13 protein-coding genes and 1 pseudogene are annotated in these 15,633 nt (G+C 64.0%); 7 read left to right on the top strand and 7 right to left on the bottom strand.

The features are described from left to right. From VNC39_RS07885 to VNC39_RS07860, 6 genes are all read right to left on the bottom strand, one after another. Nucleotides 1-1,174: DEAD/DEAH box helicase (locus tag VNC39_RS07885; RefSeq protein WP_325397895.1), on the bottom strand; the 1,174-nt coding region annotated here is incomplete at its 3' end. Nucleotides 1,175-1,611: 437 nt separating this feature from the next. Beyond that, nucleotides 1,612-2,028 carry a Cu(I)-responsive transcriptional regulator gene (cueR, locus tag VNC39_RS07880; protein ID WP_325397893.1) on the bottom strand — a complete coding sequence of 139 codons (417 nt, stop codon included), beginning with the start codon at nucleotides 2,026-2,028 and terminating at the stop codon, nucleotides 1,612-1,614. Between the two features lie 82 nt (nucleotides 2,029-2,110). Further along, nucleotides 2,111-2,617 (bottom strand): DUF3429 domain-containing protein, encoded by a 507-nt coding sequence (locus VNC39_RS07875; protein WP_325397891.1) that lies wholly within the window; start codon nucleotides 2,615-2,617, stop codon nucleotides 2,111-2,113. Between the two features lie 212 nt (nucleotides 2,618-2,829). Beyond that, nucleotides 2,830-5,172: an ATP-dependent Clp protease ATP-binding subunit ClpA gene (clpA, locus tag VNC39_RS07870; RefSeq protein WP_325397889.1), complete on the bottom strand. Its 2,343-nt coding sequence runs from the start codon at nucleotides 5,170-5,172 to the stop codon at nucleotides 2,830-2,832. Nucleotides 5,173-5,332: 160 nt separating this feature from the next. Next, a complete protein-coding gene (gene clpS, locus VNC39_RS07865) occupies nucleotides 5,333-5,662 on the bottom strand; it encodes an ATP-dependent Clp protease adapter ClpS (RefSeq protein WP_325397887.1) in 330 nt (109 codons plus the stop codon). Between the two features lie 306 nt (nucleotides 5,663-5,968). Next, nucleotides 5,969-6,493 (bottom strand): phasin family protein, encoded by a 525-nt coding sequence (locus tag VNC39_RS07860; RefSeq protein ID WP_325397885.1) that lies wholly within the window; start codon nucleotides 6,491-6,493, stop codon nucleotides 5,969-5,971. Between the two features lie 389 nt (nucleotides 6,494-6,882). Here VNC39_RS07860 and VNC39_RS07855 point away from each other — a divergent pair, with 389 nt between their 5' ends. From VNC39_RS07855 to VNC39_RS07845, 3 genes are all read left to right on the top strand, one after another. Then, nucleotides 6,883-8,226 carry a D-alanyl-D-alanine carboxypeptidase family protein gene (locus VNC39_RS07855; RefSeq protein WP_325397883.1) on the top strand — a complete coding sequence of 448 codons (1,344 nt, stop codon included), beginning with the start codon at nucleotides 6,883-6,885 and terminating at the stop codon, nucleotides 8,224-8,226. A 288-nt stretch (nucleotides 8,227-8,514) separates the two neighbouring features. Beyond that, on the top strand, nucleotides 8,515-9,099 hold the full coding sequence (locus VNC39_RS07850) for a DedA family protein (protein WP_325397881.1): 585 nt from the start codon (nucleotides 8,515-8,517) through the stop codon (nucleotides 9,097-9,099). Next, complete coding sequence (locus VNC39_RS07845) at nucleotides 9,096-10,217, top strand: D-alanine--D-alanine ligase (RefSeq protein ID WP_325397879.1); 1,122 nt, start codon at nucleotides 9,096-9,098, stop codon at nucleotides 10,215-10,217. The genes VNC39_RS07850 and VNC39_RS07845 overlap by 4 nt, the downstream gene beginning before the upstream one ends. 120 nt (nucleotides 10,218-10,337) lie before the next feature. On the opposite strand, the gene VNC39_RS07840 is transcribed toward VNC39_RS07845, so the two are convergent. Continuing rightward, entirely contained in the window at nucleotides 10,338-11,771 is a 1,434-nt protein-coding gene (locus tag VNC39_RS07840) for an MDR family MFS transporter (RefSeq protein ID WP_325397877.1), read from the bottom strand. Nucleotides 11,772-12,050: 279 nt separating this feature from the next. On the opposite strand from VNC39_RS07840, the gene atpH reads away from it, so the two are divergent. The 4 genes and pseudogenes from atpH to VNC39_RS07820 all read left to right on the top strand — a co-directional run. After that, nucleotides 12,051-12,614 carry an ATP synthase F1 subunit delta gene (gene atpH / locus VNC39_RS07835; protein WP_325397875.1) on the top strand — a complete coding sequence of 188 codons (564 nt, stop codon included), beginning with the start codon at nucleotides 12,051-12,053 and terminating at the stop codon, nucleotides 12,612-12,614. A 1-nt stretch (nucleotide 12,615) separates the two neighbouring features. Next, nucleotides 12,616-14,148, top strand: a complete 1,533-nt coding sequence (gene atpA / locus VNC39_RS07830; protein ID WP_325397873.1) for a F0F1 ATP synthase subunit alpha — start codon at nucleotides 12,616-12,618, stop codon at nucleotides 14,146-14,148. A 3-nt stretch (nucleotides 14,149-14,151) separates the two neighbouring features. Beyond that, on the top strand, nucleotides 14,152-15,033 hold the full coding sequence (locus VNC39_RS07825) for a F0F1 ATP synthase subunit gamma (RefSeq protein WP_325397871.1): 882 nt from the start codon (nucleotides 14,152-14,154) through the stop codon (nucleotides 15,031-15,033). A gap of 11 nt (nucleotides 15,034-15,044) precedes the next feature. Continuing rightward, nucleotides 15,045-15,633, top strand: a pseudogene (locus VNC39_RS07820) (F0F1 ATP synthase subunit beta); the annotation flags it as partial.

Below are 15,633 nucleotides of genomic sequence, written 5' to 3'. Positions count from 1 at the left end.
CCTCGGCCCATTCGACAACGTCGAGGCCGGGGATTTCCACGCGCGGGATCGGCGCCGCGATCAGCTTCTCCACCGTCTCCACGGCGAGCCGGTCATCCGGCGTGGCGATGGTGTAGGCGCGGCCTTCCTTGCCGGCGCGGCCGGTGCGGCCGATGCGGTGCACGTAATCCTCGGCATGGTGCGGCACATCGAAATTGAACACATGGCTCAGCCCGCCAATGTCGATGCCGCGCGCGGCGACATCCGAGCACACCAGCAGGCGCAGCTCGCCGGCCTTGAATTTTTCGAGCGTGGCAAAGCGCACCGATTGCGCCAGGTCACCATGCAGCGCGCCGGCGGAGAAGCCGTGCTTGAGCAGCGATTTCAGCAGAATGTCCACATCGCGCTTGCGGTTGCAGAAAATCAGCGCGTTCTGCACGTCCTCGGAGCGGATCAGCCGGCGCAGCGCCTCGCGCTTGTCATGCTCGTTCACCAGCACCAGCCCGGAGGTGATGGTGGTGGCCACCGAGGCCGGCTTGGCGACGGTGATCTCTTTCGGGTTGTTCAGGAACGCATCGGCCAGGCGGCGGATTTCCGGCGCCATGGTGGCGGAGAAAAACAGCGTCTGGCGGGTCCGCGGCAGCATGGCCACGATGCGCTCGATGTCGGGAATGAAGCCCATATCCAGCATGCGGTCGGCTTCGTCGATCACCAGCACCCGCACATCGGTGAGCAGCAGCCCACCGCGTTCGAACAGATCGATCAGCCGGCCCGGTGTGGCGATCAGCACGTCCACACCCTTGGTCAGCGCGTCCTTCTGGTCGCTCATGCTCTCGCCGCCGATCAGCAGCGCGTGATTGAGGCGCAGATATTTGCCGTATTGGACGAAATTTTCCGCGACCTGCAACGCCAGCTCGCGCGTCGGCTCGAGAATCAGCGAGCGCGGCATGCGAGCGCGGGCGCGGGAGCCGGAAAGAATATCCAGCATCGGCAGGGTGAAACTGGCGGTCTTGCCGGTGCCGGTCTGCGCCGTGCCGAGCACGTCGCGGCCCATCAGCACCGCGGGGATGGCCTGCGCCTGGATCGGCGTCGGCCGCAGATAGCCTTTATCATGCAGGGCGCGCAAAATCGGCTCGGACAGGCCGAGCGGCCCGAATCCGTCTTCTTCCGCCTGCTCTTCCCCGTTCCCTTCCATCTCGGCTCCGGCGCCGGAAGCCTCGTCCGCGCCTTCCTCCCCTGGAGCGGCCTCCGCCGCGCTCACGCCAGCCACCACCTCATCCGGTTCGGTTTCGGCCTGGGCTGTGGCCGGGTGAATGCTGCTGTCTTGCGTCGTCGCCGTCGGAACAGAGGTCTGTTCCACGTCGCTCTCAGGGATATCTGACAAAAATCTGGATCCGTTCGTCTCATGGTAGGGCGCGCATCGCGCAAAACGCGTGCCTTTGCGTCGCCCCCGTAACGCAAAAAGGTCCGGAAAGTCAAGAAATCGCGATATTGCGGGCGAAATTCAAGGAAGGAGAAGGCTACTTTTTGTGAACAAAAAGTAGCAAAAAAACTTTTGGTATGCTGGGCTATGGGCTGCGTCGGCGACAACGCCCATGGCCCAGCATAACAAAAGTTTTTGCGCCGCTTTTTTCAAAAAGCGGCCGCTTCCTTCACCGGTTCGAGCGCATCCAGGATCGGGCATTCCGGCCGGTCATTGCCATGGCAATTGGCGGCCAGATGTTTCAGCGTGCGGCTCATCTCCGCCAGCGCGGCCGCTTTCTGGTCCAGTTCGGCGATGTGCCGCAGCGCGATTGCCTTCACGTCCGCCGAAGGGCGCCCCCGGTCGTGCCAGAGCGCCAGCAACTGGCGGATATCGTCGATGGAAAATCCCAGATCGCGGGCGCGGCGGATGAAGCCCAGCGCATGCACCTCGTTGGCGCTGTAATGCCGGTAGCGATTCTCTCCCCGCGCCGGCGCGGCAATCAGCCCGATGCTTTCATAATGGCGGATCATCTTCGCCGAGACGCCGCTCCCCGCCGCGGCTTCCTTGATGGTGACGAGGCTCATATTCCGTTCCCCAGCCGCAACCGCGGCAAAATGGCCTTCATAATCCCTGCCATGATTAGAATGTCAAGCTTGTTCCGAAAGATCAGCCCACCCGCATCCCGGACAGGATCGTGAACAGCACCACCAGCAGCACGATCAGCACAATGATCGACGCCCCCCAGCGCAACGCGAGATAATTGCCCGCCACCACGTTGCGGCCACGGCCGATCGTCTCCACCACGATGGTGAGGAAAAACCCGACCAGGAGGAGAAACAACGCCAGCGCCGGGGCCGCGAAATGCAGCGCCACCGCGAGCGCAACCCAGCCGATGAGCGCGGGCACCACGCCGAATATCAGCAATTGACGCTCCGCCCCCAGCACCGCCGGCGGCAGCGGTTCGCCGGCCACCGGGTGCGCCGTATCCCGCAGCGCGAAGCCCCAATGCACCGCGCCGACGAACGAGAGCACCACCGCGCCATAGCTGATCAGCAGTTGCACCGCGATCGGCGCCTGCAGCGGATGCAGCAGCACGACCAACCCGAGGAGCAAAAACGGCACCATCCCCGCCCCCGTCAGCAGCACCGCCATCATGAAAGGTTGCCGAAACATTGTTGCTCCCTGTTAAGTATAAGGGCCGCTTTTTGGAAAAAAGCGGCGCAAAAACTTTTTATGACTTCGGGCCGGTGCCATTGAACCAGCACGGCCCTCCGCGTGCACCATACCCAAAAATCAAGCCTGCAACACGCGCTGTGCCGCAGGCTCCTGCCGATCCAAAATCCTGCCCCGCCGCCCGGCAACCCGGGCGGCGGGGCACAACAATATTACTGCACTTCTTCCGGCAGACGCTCGCCGGAGCCGTCATCGCCTTCCGATTCCGGCCGCGGCAGCGCCGGCAGCTGCGCTTCGGTGACCTCGAAGACCAGCGCGCCATCCTTCAGCGTGACCTTCACGGAGCCGCCCTTTACCAGCTTGCCGAACAGCAGCTCTTCGGCCAGCGGCTTCTTGATCAGCTCCTGAATCACGCGCGCCAGCGGCCGGGCGCCGTAAAGCGGGTCGTATCCGCGCTCGGCCAGGAACTCCTTGGCGGCCGAGGACAGCTCGATGGTCACGTTGCGGTCGGCCAGCTGGGCTTCCAGCTGCATGACGAACTTCTCCACCACACGGCCGACGATCTCCGGCGTGAGGCCGGCAAAGGGGATCACCGCATCCAACCGGTTGCGGAATTCCGGGGTGAAGATGCGCTTGATCGCGTCCTCATCCTCACCCTGGCGCACCTGCCGGCCAAAGCCGATGCCTGCCTTCGCCATATCCGTGGCCCCCGCGTTGGTGGTCATGATCAGGATCACATTGCGGAAATCGATCTTCTTGCCGTTATGGTCGGTCAGCTTCCCGTGATCCATGATCTGCAGCAGGATATTGTACAGATCCGGATGTGCCTTCTCGATTTCGTCGAGCAGCAGCACGCAATGCGGGTGCTGGTCGATCGCATCGGTCAGCAGGCCGCCCTGATCGAAGCCGACATAGCCGGGCGGCGCGCCGATCAGGCGGGAGACCGAGTGCCGTTCCATATATTCCGACATGTCGAAACGGGTGAGCTCGATGCCCAGGGTCGCCGCGAGTTGCCGCGCCACCTCGGTCTTGCCCACGCCGGTCGGGCCGGAGAACAAATAGTTGCCGATCGGTTTCTCCGCATCGCGCAACCCGGCCCGTGACAGCTTGATCGCCGCCGAAAGCGCCTCGATGGCGGCATTCTGGCCGAACACCATGGATTTGAGGTCGCGCTCCAGGGTCCGCAGCACTTCCTTGTCGTCGGCCGAGACCGACTTGGGCGGGATGCGGGCGATCTTGGACACCATGTCCTCGACATCCTTGAGCGTCACCGTCTTGCGGCGCTTGGATTCCGGCTGCAGCATGCGGGCGGCCCCGGCCTCGTCGATCACGTCGATCGCCTTGTCCGGCAGCTTGCGGTCATTGATGTATTTCGCCGCCAGCTCCACGGCGCCGCGAATGGCGTCATCGGTATAGCGGACCTTGTGGTGCTTTTCATACGCGGCCTTCAACCCGCGCAGGATCTTCACCGCGTCCTCGACCGACGGCTCGTTCACGTCGATTTTCTGGAAGCGCCGGACCAGCGCCCGGTCCTTCTCGAAATAATTGCGGAATTCCTTGTAGGTGGTGGAACCGATGCAGCGCAGCGTGCCCTGCGCCAGGGCCGGCTTGAGCAGATTGGACGCATCCATCGCCCCGCCGGAGGTGGCGCCGGCGCCGATCACGGTGTGGATTTCGTCGATGAACAGGATGGCGCCCGGCGAGTTCTCCATCTCGGTGACCACCGCCTTCAGGCGCTCCTCGAAATCGCCGCGATAGCGCGTGCCGGCCAGCAGCGCGCCCATGTCGAGCGCGAAAATCGTCGCGGTCAGCAGCACTTCCGGCACGTCGCCATCGACGATGCGCTTGGCCAGGCCCTCCGCGATCGCGGTCTTGCCCACGCCCGGATCGCCCACATAAAGCGGGTTGTTCTTGGTGCGGCGGCACAGGATCTGGATGGTCCGCTCGATCTCCTGCTCGCGGCCGATCAGCGGGTCGATCTTGCCCGCCGCCGCCTTCTTGTTGAGGTTGACGCAATAGGTGGAAAGCGCGTCCTGGCCGCGCTTCGGCGCGCTCTTCTCCTCGCGGTCCGGCTCGCCCGGCTCGGCCGCCCCATTGGGCGTGCGCGGCGCCGATTTGCCCGGCGACTTGGCGATGCCGTGAGAGATGAAGTTCACGGCGTCCAACCGCGTCATGTCCTGCAGTTGCAGGAAATACACGGCATGGCTCTCGCGCTCGCTGAACAGCGCCACCAGTACGTTCGCCCCGGTTACCTCGTCGCGGCCGGAGGATTGCACATGGATGGCGGCGCGCTGCACGACGCGCTGGAAGCCGGCGGTCGGCTTCGGATCGCCGGCGCGGTCCGTGGCCAGCCCGGCCAGGTCCTTGTCGAGGAACTCCGTGAGGTCCTTCTTGATCTTCTCGATGTCAACCCCACAGGCGCGCAGCACCGTGGCGGCATCGGCATCGTCAATCAGGCCCAGAAGCAGGTGCTCAAGCGTCGCATATTCATGCTTGCGGTCGGCCGCCAATGAAAGAGCACGGTGCAGAGTTTGTTCAAGGTTGCGAGAGAGCATAGCTTTAAACCGTTCCTTCACGCCGATTAACGGCGCTCTTATATCCGGGCCTTTCAGCCGCCTGCCCGGCCGGCGTCGTCGTCATCATCATCATTCAGGAACTGACCAGACCGCGCCAGCCCTTAAATTCAACATAGGGACGCTTTATGGCATTTCAGCGTCATTCTTTCTCAATAGTGCATTGCAAAGGATGTTGGTTTTGTCGCGCCAGGTCCATGACCTGCGTCACTTTTGTTTCCGCCACCTCGTAAGTATAGACCCCACAAACCCCCACACCCCGGCGGTGCACATGCAGCATGATCTGCGTCGCCTGGTCGCGGGATTTCTGGAAAAACCGCTCGAGCACATGCACGACGAACTCCATCGGCGTGTAATCGTCGTTCAGCATCAATACCTTATACATTGTCGGCTTGCGGGTCTTGGGCCGGGGCTTGACCACCACACCGGCATTCGGACCTTCGGGCCCCCTCTGTTTGTCGTTCTCACTCATTGATCGGCATCCTGAAAACTTGATCGGGCTTACGCATGGCCCCCGTCTGAGCGGGTCGCGCTCCGGAGCGCCCGGGGTCGCCCCGCCTCGTCACGGCCGAGCATATCGAAAGCTTCCCCGGATGTGAAAGAGCGTTTTTTCGCCCGGACGGAAAAACATCATCGCAGAAACATGAAACTGACGACATGAACCGTCCACTATAAACAGAAAGGCCGGCCCCGTGGAGAGCCAGCCTTGTCGCCGCCTGCGTTGCAAGCCGGTATATGATGCGCGGGCCCAGGCGCTGGCGCCGGCCCCGCGACGGTTTCAGCGCGCCTTGCCGAAGGTCTCGACCGCCAGGGTGAACCGCGCGGTCAGCGGCGCGATCACCTGTTCGGTCAGCTTCACGCTGGCGTCGGTCATCTTGTTGGCCTCGGAAACCGCCTTTTCGATCGAGGCCTTGGCGAAGCCGGTATGCAGATCGACCGCTTCCTTGACCGATTTCGCGCCCATCAGCGACTTCGTGAACGCGACCGTCTCTTCCAGCGAATTCTTGCTGGACGTCGCGAAGGTCTTGGAGAGATCCTGGCAGCCGGCGGCATAGATCTGGCTTGCCTTCACCAGGGCTTCCATGTTGCCCTGGCTGAAAGCCAGAACTTCCTCGGTCGTCTTCATCGCTTTCTCCACCTGCTCCTTGATCTTCACCTGCGAGGTCTCGAACCCCTTGGCGGCCCGCTCCATGCCGTCCTTCATCGCCACGAGGGTCTTATCGAACCCTTTTTGCGCCGCGTCGGCGCCATGCTCGATGGTGATCGCGGCTTCGGAGGCTGTCTTCGATTTCGTGCTGCTCATACGTTTATTATTCTCCATTGAAGATCATAAAAAAGTCTGCACGGGCCCCAACCAGGCGAGCAATCACGGCACCTTTGCCGCAGTGCAGCAAAACGGACATAGCGAAAATGCGTTTCGAGGTCAATACGTTTTTTTGCGTCGCACAAATATAATAACATCCACTCCAGGCCAGCAACATTGACGTTTCATGACCCAAAGGAAAGGCCTATTTCAAAGCGCACAGCCGCCACGGCGCCCCTCTCTCCTGCCGTGCGATGAATCTCATCTTTTAACCCCTTCACATTTCTGCTCTTTCCTTTAACCGCCCCTTAATTTTTGGCTGGACATAAGAGCCTCCAACCGTTTAGATCGTCGCAGTTTTGCGCGGGATGACGTGGATGGGGGCAAGAGTGACGAGGCTGGGCAAAAAGCTCACAATATTGCTTGGTCTCTGCACGGTCGGTTTGTACGCCGTCCGGCCTGCCGCCGCCGAGAGCCGGCATCACCATCTCCGCCATCATGTTCACCATTACGTCGCCTACCGTGCGGCGCACCGGCCCGTCGCCGAAGTCCTTCCCCCTTCGGCCGGCTTCGGTCCGACCTATCCCGGCGCCAGCATGCTGGTGATGGATGCGGCCAGCGGCCGCGTGCTGTCCGAGAGCGCGGCGGACATTCCCCGTTACCCTGCCAGCCTGACCAAGCTGATGACGCTCGACCTCGCCTTCCAGGCGCTGCATGACGGCAGGCTGACCCTGGGCACGCCGCTTCCCGTGTCCGAAGAGGCCGCCGCGGTCGAACCGGTGAAGCTCGGCCTGCGCCCCGGCAGCACCATCACCGTGCAGCAGGCGATCCTGGCGATGACGACGATGTCCGCCAACGACGCCGCCACCGCGCTGGGCCAGTATCTGGGCGGCGGCTCCACCGCGCGCGTCGCGGAAATGATGACCCTGCGCGCGCACGCGCTCGGCATGGCGCAGACCCATTTCGCCAACCCCTCCGGCCTGCCCGACCCGACCCAGGTGACCACCGCGCGCGACATGGCGATCCTGACGCGGGACATCGTGATGAATTTCCCCCAGGATCAGCAATTCTTCGAAGTGAGAAGCTTCGATTTCGACGGCCGCACGATCCGCAGCAACAACGGCATGCTCAAGCTCTACCCCGGCGCCACCGGGATGAAGACCGGCTATACCGACCTCGCCCGCCATAATCTCGTGACCACGGCGGACCGCGACGGGCGGATCCTGATCGGCGTCACGATGCATGAGCCGAGCTGGGGCACCAGCTATACGCAAATGACCGCGCAGCTCGATGCCGGCTTCAACGGTGCACCCGGCGCGCCGGGTGTGTCCTACGCCGCGGCCGGGGCCGGGGCCGGGGCCAGCGTCGCGGCCAAACCAGCCGCCATGGTCCGCTTGGCGGCTGCACAACCGCATCGTGTCGAGCATGACAGCCATTCCTCCCTGATCGGCGACTGGACCGCGCAGCTTGGCATTTACAAGCTCCTTGCCAGCGCGCGCGTCGAAGCGGTCAGCGCGCAAAAGCGCTACGGCATCGGCGTCGCCCGCATCGCCCGGCTCGAGCGGCATGGCCGCACCCTCTGGACCGCGCAGCTCGCCGGCCTCAGCCTGACCGCCGCCCACCAGACCTGCGACGATATGCTCCAGCATCGCACCTCATGCCTGGTCATCGCTCCCCCTGTCGATCATCTCGCGGCCTTGCCGGCCGGCGAGGGCGACGGCAACAGGTCGTAGAGGCGCATAAGAGAAGGGAAGCGGCCGCTTTTTGAAAAAAGCGGCGCAAAAATTTTTATCATGCCCGGGCCATTGTCGTCGACATTGCCCAAGTCTCCGGGGCTATTCCAACGGTACTACGCACCGCCGGAACCTTCAGCCCCTCCGCCCAGCACAATAAAGTTTTTTGCTTCTTTTTGTTCACAAAAAGAAGCCCATTCTTATGATCCGGCCACGCGGCCCACTCGGGGCTGCCGCTCATGACGCGCCGATTTGAGATACGGCGCGGTTTTCCTTATGTGAGGCCCCATGATCACATCCGAATTCACGATGCTGCTCGCGGCAGCCGCCGGCAACGAGCCGCTCCAGGCGACGACGATCGTGATCGGCACCTTCATCCTGGAAGACGCGGCGACGCTTCTGGCGGCGATGCAGGTGGCGACCGGTGCGTTATCTCTGCCATTGGCGCTGTGCTCGCTCTATGCGGGCATCGTCCTGGGCGATCTCGGCCTATACGGACTCGGCGGCCTCTCCGCTTCCCATCCCTGGGCGGCCCGACTCGTGCCGAAGCGGCGGCGCGATCTCGGCCGCGACTGGGTCAGCGACCGAGTCGTCTCTTTGGTCCTGGTCAGCCGTTTCGTACCGGGGCTGCGCCTGCCCACTTACACCACGCTCGGCTTCCTGCGCGCGCCGCTCGGCCGCTTCGCCGCCGCCGCCATCGGCGCCACGCTGCTCTGGACGTCCGGGCTCTTTTACATCAGCCTACGACTCGGCACCCTGATGATGCGCTATCTCGGCGTTTGGCGCTGGGCAGGTCTTGCGATATTCCTTATAGTCTTGGTGATGGTGGGGCGGCTTGCCACGCGTATTTACGTTAAGAGGACGAGTTCATGAGCGAGACAACGCTCCACACCAACATACGCTCCGTCTTCGGTCGGGATGATCTTTCCAAAGTGAAACGCCCGGTCTCCTTTTTTGAATTCTGGCCCGGCTGGCTCTTCTACACCCCCGTCATCGCCTTCTGGATCCTCAAATCCATCCGCTATGGCAGCATCACGCTACCCACGCTGGCCAACCCCCACATCGATGCCGGCGGCCTGTGCGGCGAATCCAAAAACGGCATCCTCGCTCTGGCCGGCCCCACGGCCCGGCGATGGATCGCCAATTTCGCCGCCGTCACCACCTCCGGCCATAATGACGGCAACGACCTGGCCCTGGCCCGCACCGCAATGGACGAAGCCGGGCTGCATTACCCGGTGGTCGCTAAGCCGGACATGAGCTGCAACGGCGTCGGCGTACGCATCATCCGGACCGATGCCCAGCTCGCCGCCTACCTCGCCGCCTTCCCCCGCGCCACCGCCCTGCAATTGCAGGATTACGTGCCTTATGACGGCGAAGCCGGGATATTCTATATCCGCCACCCAGGCGAGGCCACCGGCCGCATCACCTCCGTCACCCTGAAATTCCCGCCCACGGTGATCGGCGACGGCGCCTCCACCGTGCGCCAGCTCGTCGCCGCCGATGCCAGGCTCAATGCAGTTTCCAACCTGATCCTGCCGAAAATCGGCGCGAAGGCGGACAGCGTGCCGCGCCCCGGCGAGACGGTGCGGCTGGTCTTCGTCGGCAACCATTGCCGCGGTTCAACCTTCAAGGACGGGCAGGACATCGTCACCCCGGCGCTGACCGCGCGCATCGACGAAATCGCCAAGGACCTGCCGGACCTGCACTTCTCCCGCATCGACCTGCGCTACGAATCGCTGGAGGATCTGCGGGCCGGCCATAATTTCAAGGTCATCGAGCTGAACGGCAGCGGTTCGGAAGCGACCCATATCTGGGACCCGCAAATGACCATCGCCAGAGCCTATGCCGCGCAGTTCTTCCATTACGGCGAGTCATTCCGCATCGGCGCCGCGATCCGCAAACGCGGCCTGCGCCCGCTCGGCACCTTCAAGCTGCTGGCGCTGTGGCAGCAGCAGAAGAAGCTGATGGCCGCTTACCCCGCTAACGAGTAAGCCAAGGCAAGAAAGGAAGCGCTTTGTTAACTTCGGGCCCGTGCCGTTCGAGCGCCGCAGGCCCAGCATAAACAAAAGTTTTTGCGCCGCTTTTTTCAAAAAGCGGCCCTTCTTTCTTACTTACTTGGCCGGCACGCTTTCCACCGCGCCGCGCAGCGCCACCTCCTCCATCCGCCAGGAAATCACCGTCGCCACCAGCTGGAGCAGGGCGCAGGCGCAAAATCCGTAGCGGAACCCCTGCTGCAGGTTCGGATGCGCCAACGCCAGCAAGGCGCCGACCAGGGTCGCGCCGAACGCACCGCCCATCGCCCGCACCAACAGCAGCAATCCGGTAGCAGCACCCATGTCGCGCCCGGCGGCCTGGCTCTGCGCCAAGACCAGCGATGTCGGCATGACGCAGCCGATGCCAAGGCCGAACACCGCGGAAACGCCGATCGGGTAGGACAATGTCCCGCCCCCGGGCGCCGCCGCCAGGAGTAAAAACGCCGCCGCCGAGGGGGCAAGGCCGGCCACCAGGACCATGCGGCTGCGGCCGGTGCGCCGTGTCACCTGCCCCGCCATATAGGCGCCCGCGGTGGTCCCGAACAAAAACGGCACCAGTTCAAGCCCGGAGGCGCTGGCGCCTTGATCGTAGAGCCATTGCAGCATCAGCGGGAGCAGGAAGATCGCCCCGAACATGGACGCGGCATTCAGGAAGGAGATTTCCAGAATGCCCCGGAAGGCCGGCCTCGCCAGCAGCGCGGCGGGAAAAAGCGGCGCCGCCGCGCGCCGCTGCTGCAACGCCAGCACCGCGAAGATGCCCACGGCCAGCACAAAAACCCCGAGTTCCTCGGCCGACAGCCACGGCACATCCACGCCCCCGGCGCTGAGGCCGAACAGAACCGCCGCCACCGCCGCGATCATCAACAGCGCGCCAAGATAATCGATCCGGCTGCGCCGCCCGGCCGGCTTCAGGCCCGCCAGCCCGCGCGCGATGAAGCCGATGGAGAGCAGCGCCAGCGGCACGTTGAACCAGAAAATCCAGCGCCAGCTTAATTGCTGCGCGACGATGCCGCCGACGATCGGCCCGGCGACCGAAGAGAGCGTCCAGACCGCGGTAAACCAGGCCTGGTATTTGCCGCGTTCCCGCGGCGGGATCACATCCGCTACCGCCGCCTGCGACACCGCCAGCAGCGCGCCGCCGCCGATTCCCTGCAAGGCCCGTGCGAACACCAGCATCAGCTCCGAGCCGGACAGCGCGCACACCACCGAGGCGGCGCAGAAAAACACCAAGGCCGGGATCAGCACCGCGCGCCGCCCCAACTGGTCGGATAATTTGCCGTAAATCGGCGTGGTCGCCGTGGAGGTCAGAAGATAGGCGGATACAACCCAGGAAAGATGGCCCCCACCATGCAGGCTGGCCGCCATTTGCGGGATCGCCGGCAGCACCACCGTCTGGTCGAGCGCCGCCAGCATCATGCAGGTGAGGATGCCCAGCACGACGCGCATGCGTTCGGCATGGGAATAGACGCGCCCGGCGCCCTCCAACTGGGCGGCTTGCTGATCGGGAGACATGAACGTTTCCGTTACTGATTCTGACGTTTTTTCGGCCCACGCCGGCGCAAAGGCAAGATGCCGATCGGGAATTCCTGCCCTGCCGGAACATGCTTCCCGGCAAGCGCCCACCCGCGCATGTGATCTGTGGTGAGAACAAGCGGTCCTTTATGAAATCCGGCCGCCCTGCACCGATCATCCCGCGCGCGGCCTTGCTGGCCCGGCAACGCTATGTTACTGCCCGGCCGATATGGCCCCACGGGCCGTACTCACGGCAAAGCAACAAACGGGCAAATAATATTGGTCGATCACACGGGCACTGGTGAAACCGGGTTTTCCGGACGCTACGCGGCAGCGCTTTACGCGCTCGCGTCCGAACAGAAGATCCTGAATGACGTCGTCGAGCAGATGGCCGCGCTCGGCCGCCTGATCCATGAATCGGCGGATCTGCGCCGCCTCGTCGAAACCCCGCTGACCGATACGGCGAAGGCCGCCCCGGTCCTGGCCCAGGCGCTCGCCGCCCAGGGTTTCCTGCCGATCATCCGTAATTATGTGGGCGTGGTGATCACGAATCGCCGGCTGCGCGAGCTGCCGCGGCTGATCGCCGGATTCGCGGCCTATGTCGCGACCAAACGCGGCGAGATCGTCGCGGAAATTACCTCCGCGCACGCTTTGACCGACACCCAGCGCACCCAGCTGCGCGCCCGCCTCGCCGAGGCCGGCTACAGCCAGGTGCATCTGCGCGAACATACCGATCCGAGCCTGCTCGGCGGGCTGGTGCTGAAAATCGGCACCAAGCTCTTCGACACCAGCCTCAAGTCTCGCCTTAACCGGCTCAACTATTCTCTAAAGGGAGCTGCCTGACATGGAGATCCGCCCAGCCGAAATCTCCGAAATTCTGAAGAGCCAGATCGCGAATTTCGACACCGAATCCAACGTGGCCGAAACCGGTCAGGTGCTCTCCGTCGGTGACGGCATTGCGCGGATTTTCGGCCTGACCAACGTGAAGGCCGGCGAGCTGGTGGATTTCCCCGGCGCCGGCATCAAGGGCATGGCCCTGAACCTCGAGATGGATAATGTCGGCGCCGTGATTTTCGGCGATGACCGGCAGATCCGCGAGGGCGACACCGTCACCCGCACCGGCCAGATCGTCGACGTTCCCGTCGGCAAGGGCCTGCTCGGCCGCGTCGTCGACGCGCTCGGCAACCCGCTCGACGGCAAGGGTCCGATCGTCGCCACCGAACGCCGCCTGGTCGAGACCAAGGCGCCGGGCATCATTCCCCGCAAATCGGTGCACGAGCCGATGCAGACCGGCATCAAGTCGATCGACGTGCTGGTCCCGATCGGCCGCGGCCAGCGCGAGCTGATCATCGGCGACCGCCAGACCGGCAAGACCGCGGTGATCATCGACACCATCATCAACCAGAAGGCCATCAACGCCACCGGTGATGAGAGCAAGAAGCTGTACTGCATCTATGTCGCGGTCGGCCAGAAGCGTTCCACCGTCGCCCAGCTGGTGCGCACGCTCGAGGAGCAGGGCGTGATGGAGTACTCCATCGTCGTCGCCGCCACCGCGTCCGACCCGGCCCCGATGCAATATCTGGCCCCCTACGCCGGCTGCGCCATGGGCGAGTATTTCCGCGACAACGCGATGCACGCGCTGATCGCCTATGACGATCTGTCCAAGCAGGCCGTCGCCTATCGCCAGATGTCGCTGCTGCTGCGCCGTCCGCCGGGACGCGAAGCCTATCCCGGCGACGTGTTCTACCTGCACTCGCGCCTGCTCGAGCGCGCCGCGAAAATGTCCGACGACAAGGGCGCGGGCTCGCTGACCGCCCTGCCCGTCATCGAGACCCAGGCCGGCGACGTCGCCGCCTATATTCCGACCAACGTGATCTCGATCACCGACGGGCAGATCTTCCTGGAGACCGAGCTGTTCTTCAAGGGCATCCGCCCGGCCGTGAATGTCGGCCTCTCGGTGTCGCGCGTCGGCTCCGCCGCGCAGATCAAGGCGATGAAGCAGGTGGCCGGCAAGATCAAGCTTGAGCTGGCGCAATACCGCGAAATGGCGGCCTTCGCGCAGTTCTCCTCCGACCTCGACCCGGCGACGCAGAAGCTGCTCGCCCGTGGCGCGCGCCTGACGGAACTGCTCAAGCAGCCGCAATACCAACCGCTCGCCGTCGAAGACCAGGTGATCTCGGTGTTCGCCGGCACGCGCGGCTATCTCGACAATCTGCCGGTCGACCAGGTCGGCCGGTTCGAGGCGCATCTGCTCTCCGAGATCAAGGCGCGTGAGCCCGGCATCGTCGAGGCCATCCGCAACGATCAGCAGATCAAGCCGGAGACCGAGAAGAGCCTGATCGCCTTCATCGAAAACCTGCTGCGCACGTTCGGCTGACGCATGCCGTCACTGAAAACCCTCCGCAACCGGATCAACAGCGTCAAATCGACGCAGAAGATCACGAGTGCGATGAAAATGGTGGCCGCCGCCAAGCTCCGCCGCGCGCAAGCGCAGGCGGAGGCCTCGCGCCCCTATGCCAAGCGCATGCGCGAAATGATGGCGGCCCTGGCCGCCGCCGAGGCGCAGAACCCCAGCGCCCCTGCTTTGCTGGTCGGCAATGGCCGCCAGCAGACGCATCTGCTGGTCGCCGTCACCGCTGATCGCGGCCTTGCCGGCGCGTTCAACGGCAACATCGCCCGCATTGTCCGCAACCAGGTGCGGGAGCTGGAGAGCCAGGGCAAGACGGTGAAAATCTTCGCCCTCGGCCGCAAGGGCCACGAGGCGCTGCGGCGCGACCTGCGCGAGCAGATCATCGGCACGAAGAATTTCGTCGGCAAGAAGACGCTGGAATTCACCGACGCCGAAGCCATCGCCCAGGAGCTGGTGAAACTGTTCCGCGACGGTCAGTTCGACGTGTGCACCCTGGTCTATAACCGCTTCAACTCGGTGATCAGCCAGACCGCGACCACGGCCCCGCTGATCCCCGCCGCATTGTCCACCGCGAACGACAATGCAGCCGACAGCGCGCAGGGCTACGAGGTGGAGCCGGATGACGGCACGCTGCTGGACCGGCTGCTGCCGCGCAACCTGGCGGTGCAGATCTACGCCGCCTTGCTGGAAAATCATGCCGGCTTCTACGCCAGCCAGATGACGGCGATGGATAGCGCCACGCGCAATGCCGGGGAAATGATCAAGAAGCTCTCGCTGAGCTACAACCGCGCCCGGCAGGCGAACATCACCAAAGAACTTATCGAGATCATCTCCGGCGCTGAAGCCGTTTAAGGTAGAGACACATGGCAAGCAACATCACTGGTCGCGTGACCCAAATCCTCGGCGCCGTCGTCGACGTGCAGTTCGAGGGGGATCTCCCCTTCATCCAGAACGCACTGACCACCCAGATCGGTGACCGCACACTGGTGCTGGAAGTCGCGCAGGAAATCGGCGAGCGCACGGTGCGCTGCATCGCCATGGACACCACCGACGGCATGGTGCGTGGCGCCGAGGTTGTCGACACCGGCGCGGCGATCTCCGTCCCGGTCGGCCCCGGCACGCTCGGGCGCATCCTCAACGTGGTCGGCGAGCCGATCGACGAGCGCGGCCCGGTTGAGGCCACCAGCCGCATGCCGATCCATCGCGACGCCCCGGCCTTCGACGAGCAATCCGCCTCCGCGGAAATCCTCGTCACCGGCATCAAGGTCGTCGACCTGCTGGCCCCGTACGTGAAGGGCGGCAAGGTCGGCCTGTTCGGCGGCGCCGGCGTGGGCAAGACCGTGCTGATTCAGGAACTGATCAACAACATCGCCAAGGGCCATGGCGGCGTGTCGGTGTTCGCCGGCGTCGGCGAGCGCACCCGCGAAGGCAACGATTTGTATCACGAGATGG

Source organism: Acidocella sp. (genome assembly GCF_035535915.1).
Lineage (GTDB): Bacteria > Pseudomonadota > Alphaproteobacteria > Acetobacterales > Acetobacteraceae > Acidocella.
Note: the sequence above shows the minus strand (reverse complement) of the source record. Positions and strands in the feature narration are given on the sequence as shown.

Excerpts from the sequence above, each read along its gene's own strand:
- VNC39_RS07840 (WP_325397877.1), bottom strand. The coding sequence starts at position 11,771 with ATGTCTCCCGATCAGCAAGCCGCCCAGTTGGAGGGCGCCGGGCGCGTC.
- VNC39_RS07845 (WP_325397879.1), top strand. The coding sequence starts at position 9,096 with ATGAGCGAGACAACGCTCCACACCAACATACGCTCCGTCTTCGGTCGG.
- VNC39_RS07850 (WP_325397881.1), top strand. The coding sequence starts at position 8,515 with ATGATCACATCCGAATTCACGATGCTGCTCGCGGCAGCCGCCGGCAAC.
- clpA (WP_325397889.1), bottom strand. The coding sequence starts at position 5,172 with ATGCTCTCTCGCAACCTTGAACAAACTCTGCACCGTGCTCTTTCATTG.
- VNC39_RS07860 (WP_325397885.1), bottom strand. The coding sequence starts at position 6,493 with ATGAGCAGCACGAAATCGAAGACAGCCTCCGAAGCCGCGATCACCATC.
- VNC39_RS07875 (WP_325397891.1), bottom strand. The coding sequence starts at position 2,617 with ATGTTTCGGCAACCTTTCATGATGGCGGTGCTGCTGACGGGGGCGGGG.
- clpS (WP_325397887.1), bottom strand. The coding sequence starts at position 5,662 with ATGAGTGAGAACGACAAACAGAGGGGGCCCGAAGGTCCGAATGCCGGT.
- cueR (WP_325397893.1), bottom strand. The coding sequence starts at position 2,028 with ATGAGCCTCGTCACCATCAAGGAAGCCGCGGCGGGGAGCGGCGTCTCG.
- VNC39_RS07825 (WP_325397871.1), top strand. The coding sequence starts at position 14,152 with ATGCCGTCACTGAAAACCCTCCGCAACCGGATCAACAGCGTCAAATCG.
- atpA (WP_325397873.1), top strand. The coding sequence starts at position 12,616 with ATGGAGATCCGCCCAGCCGAAATCTCCGAAATTCTGAAGAGCCAGATC.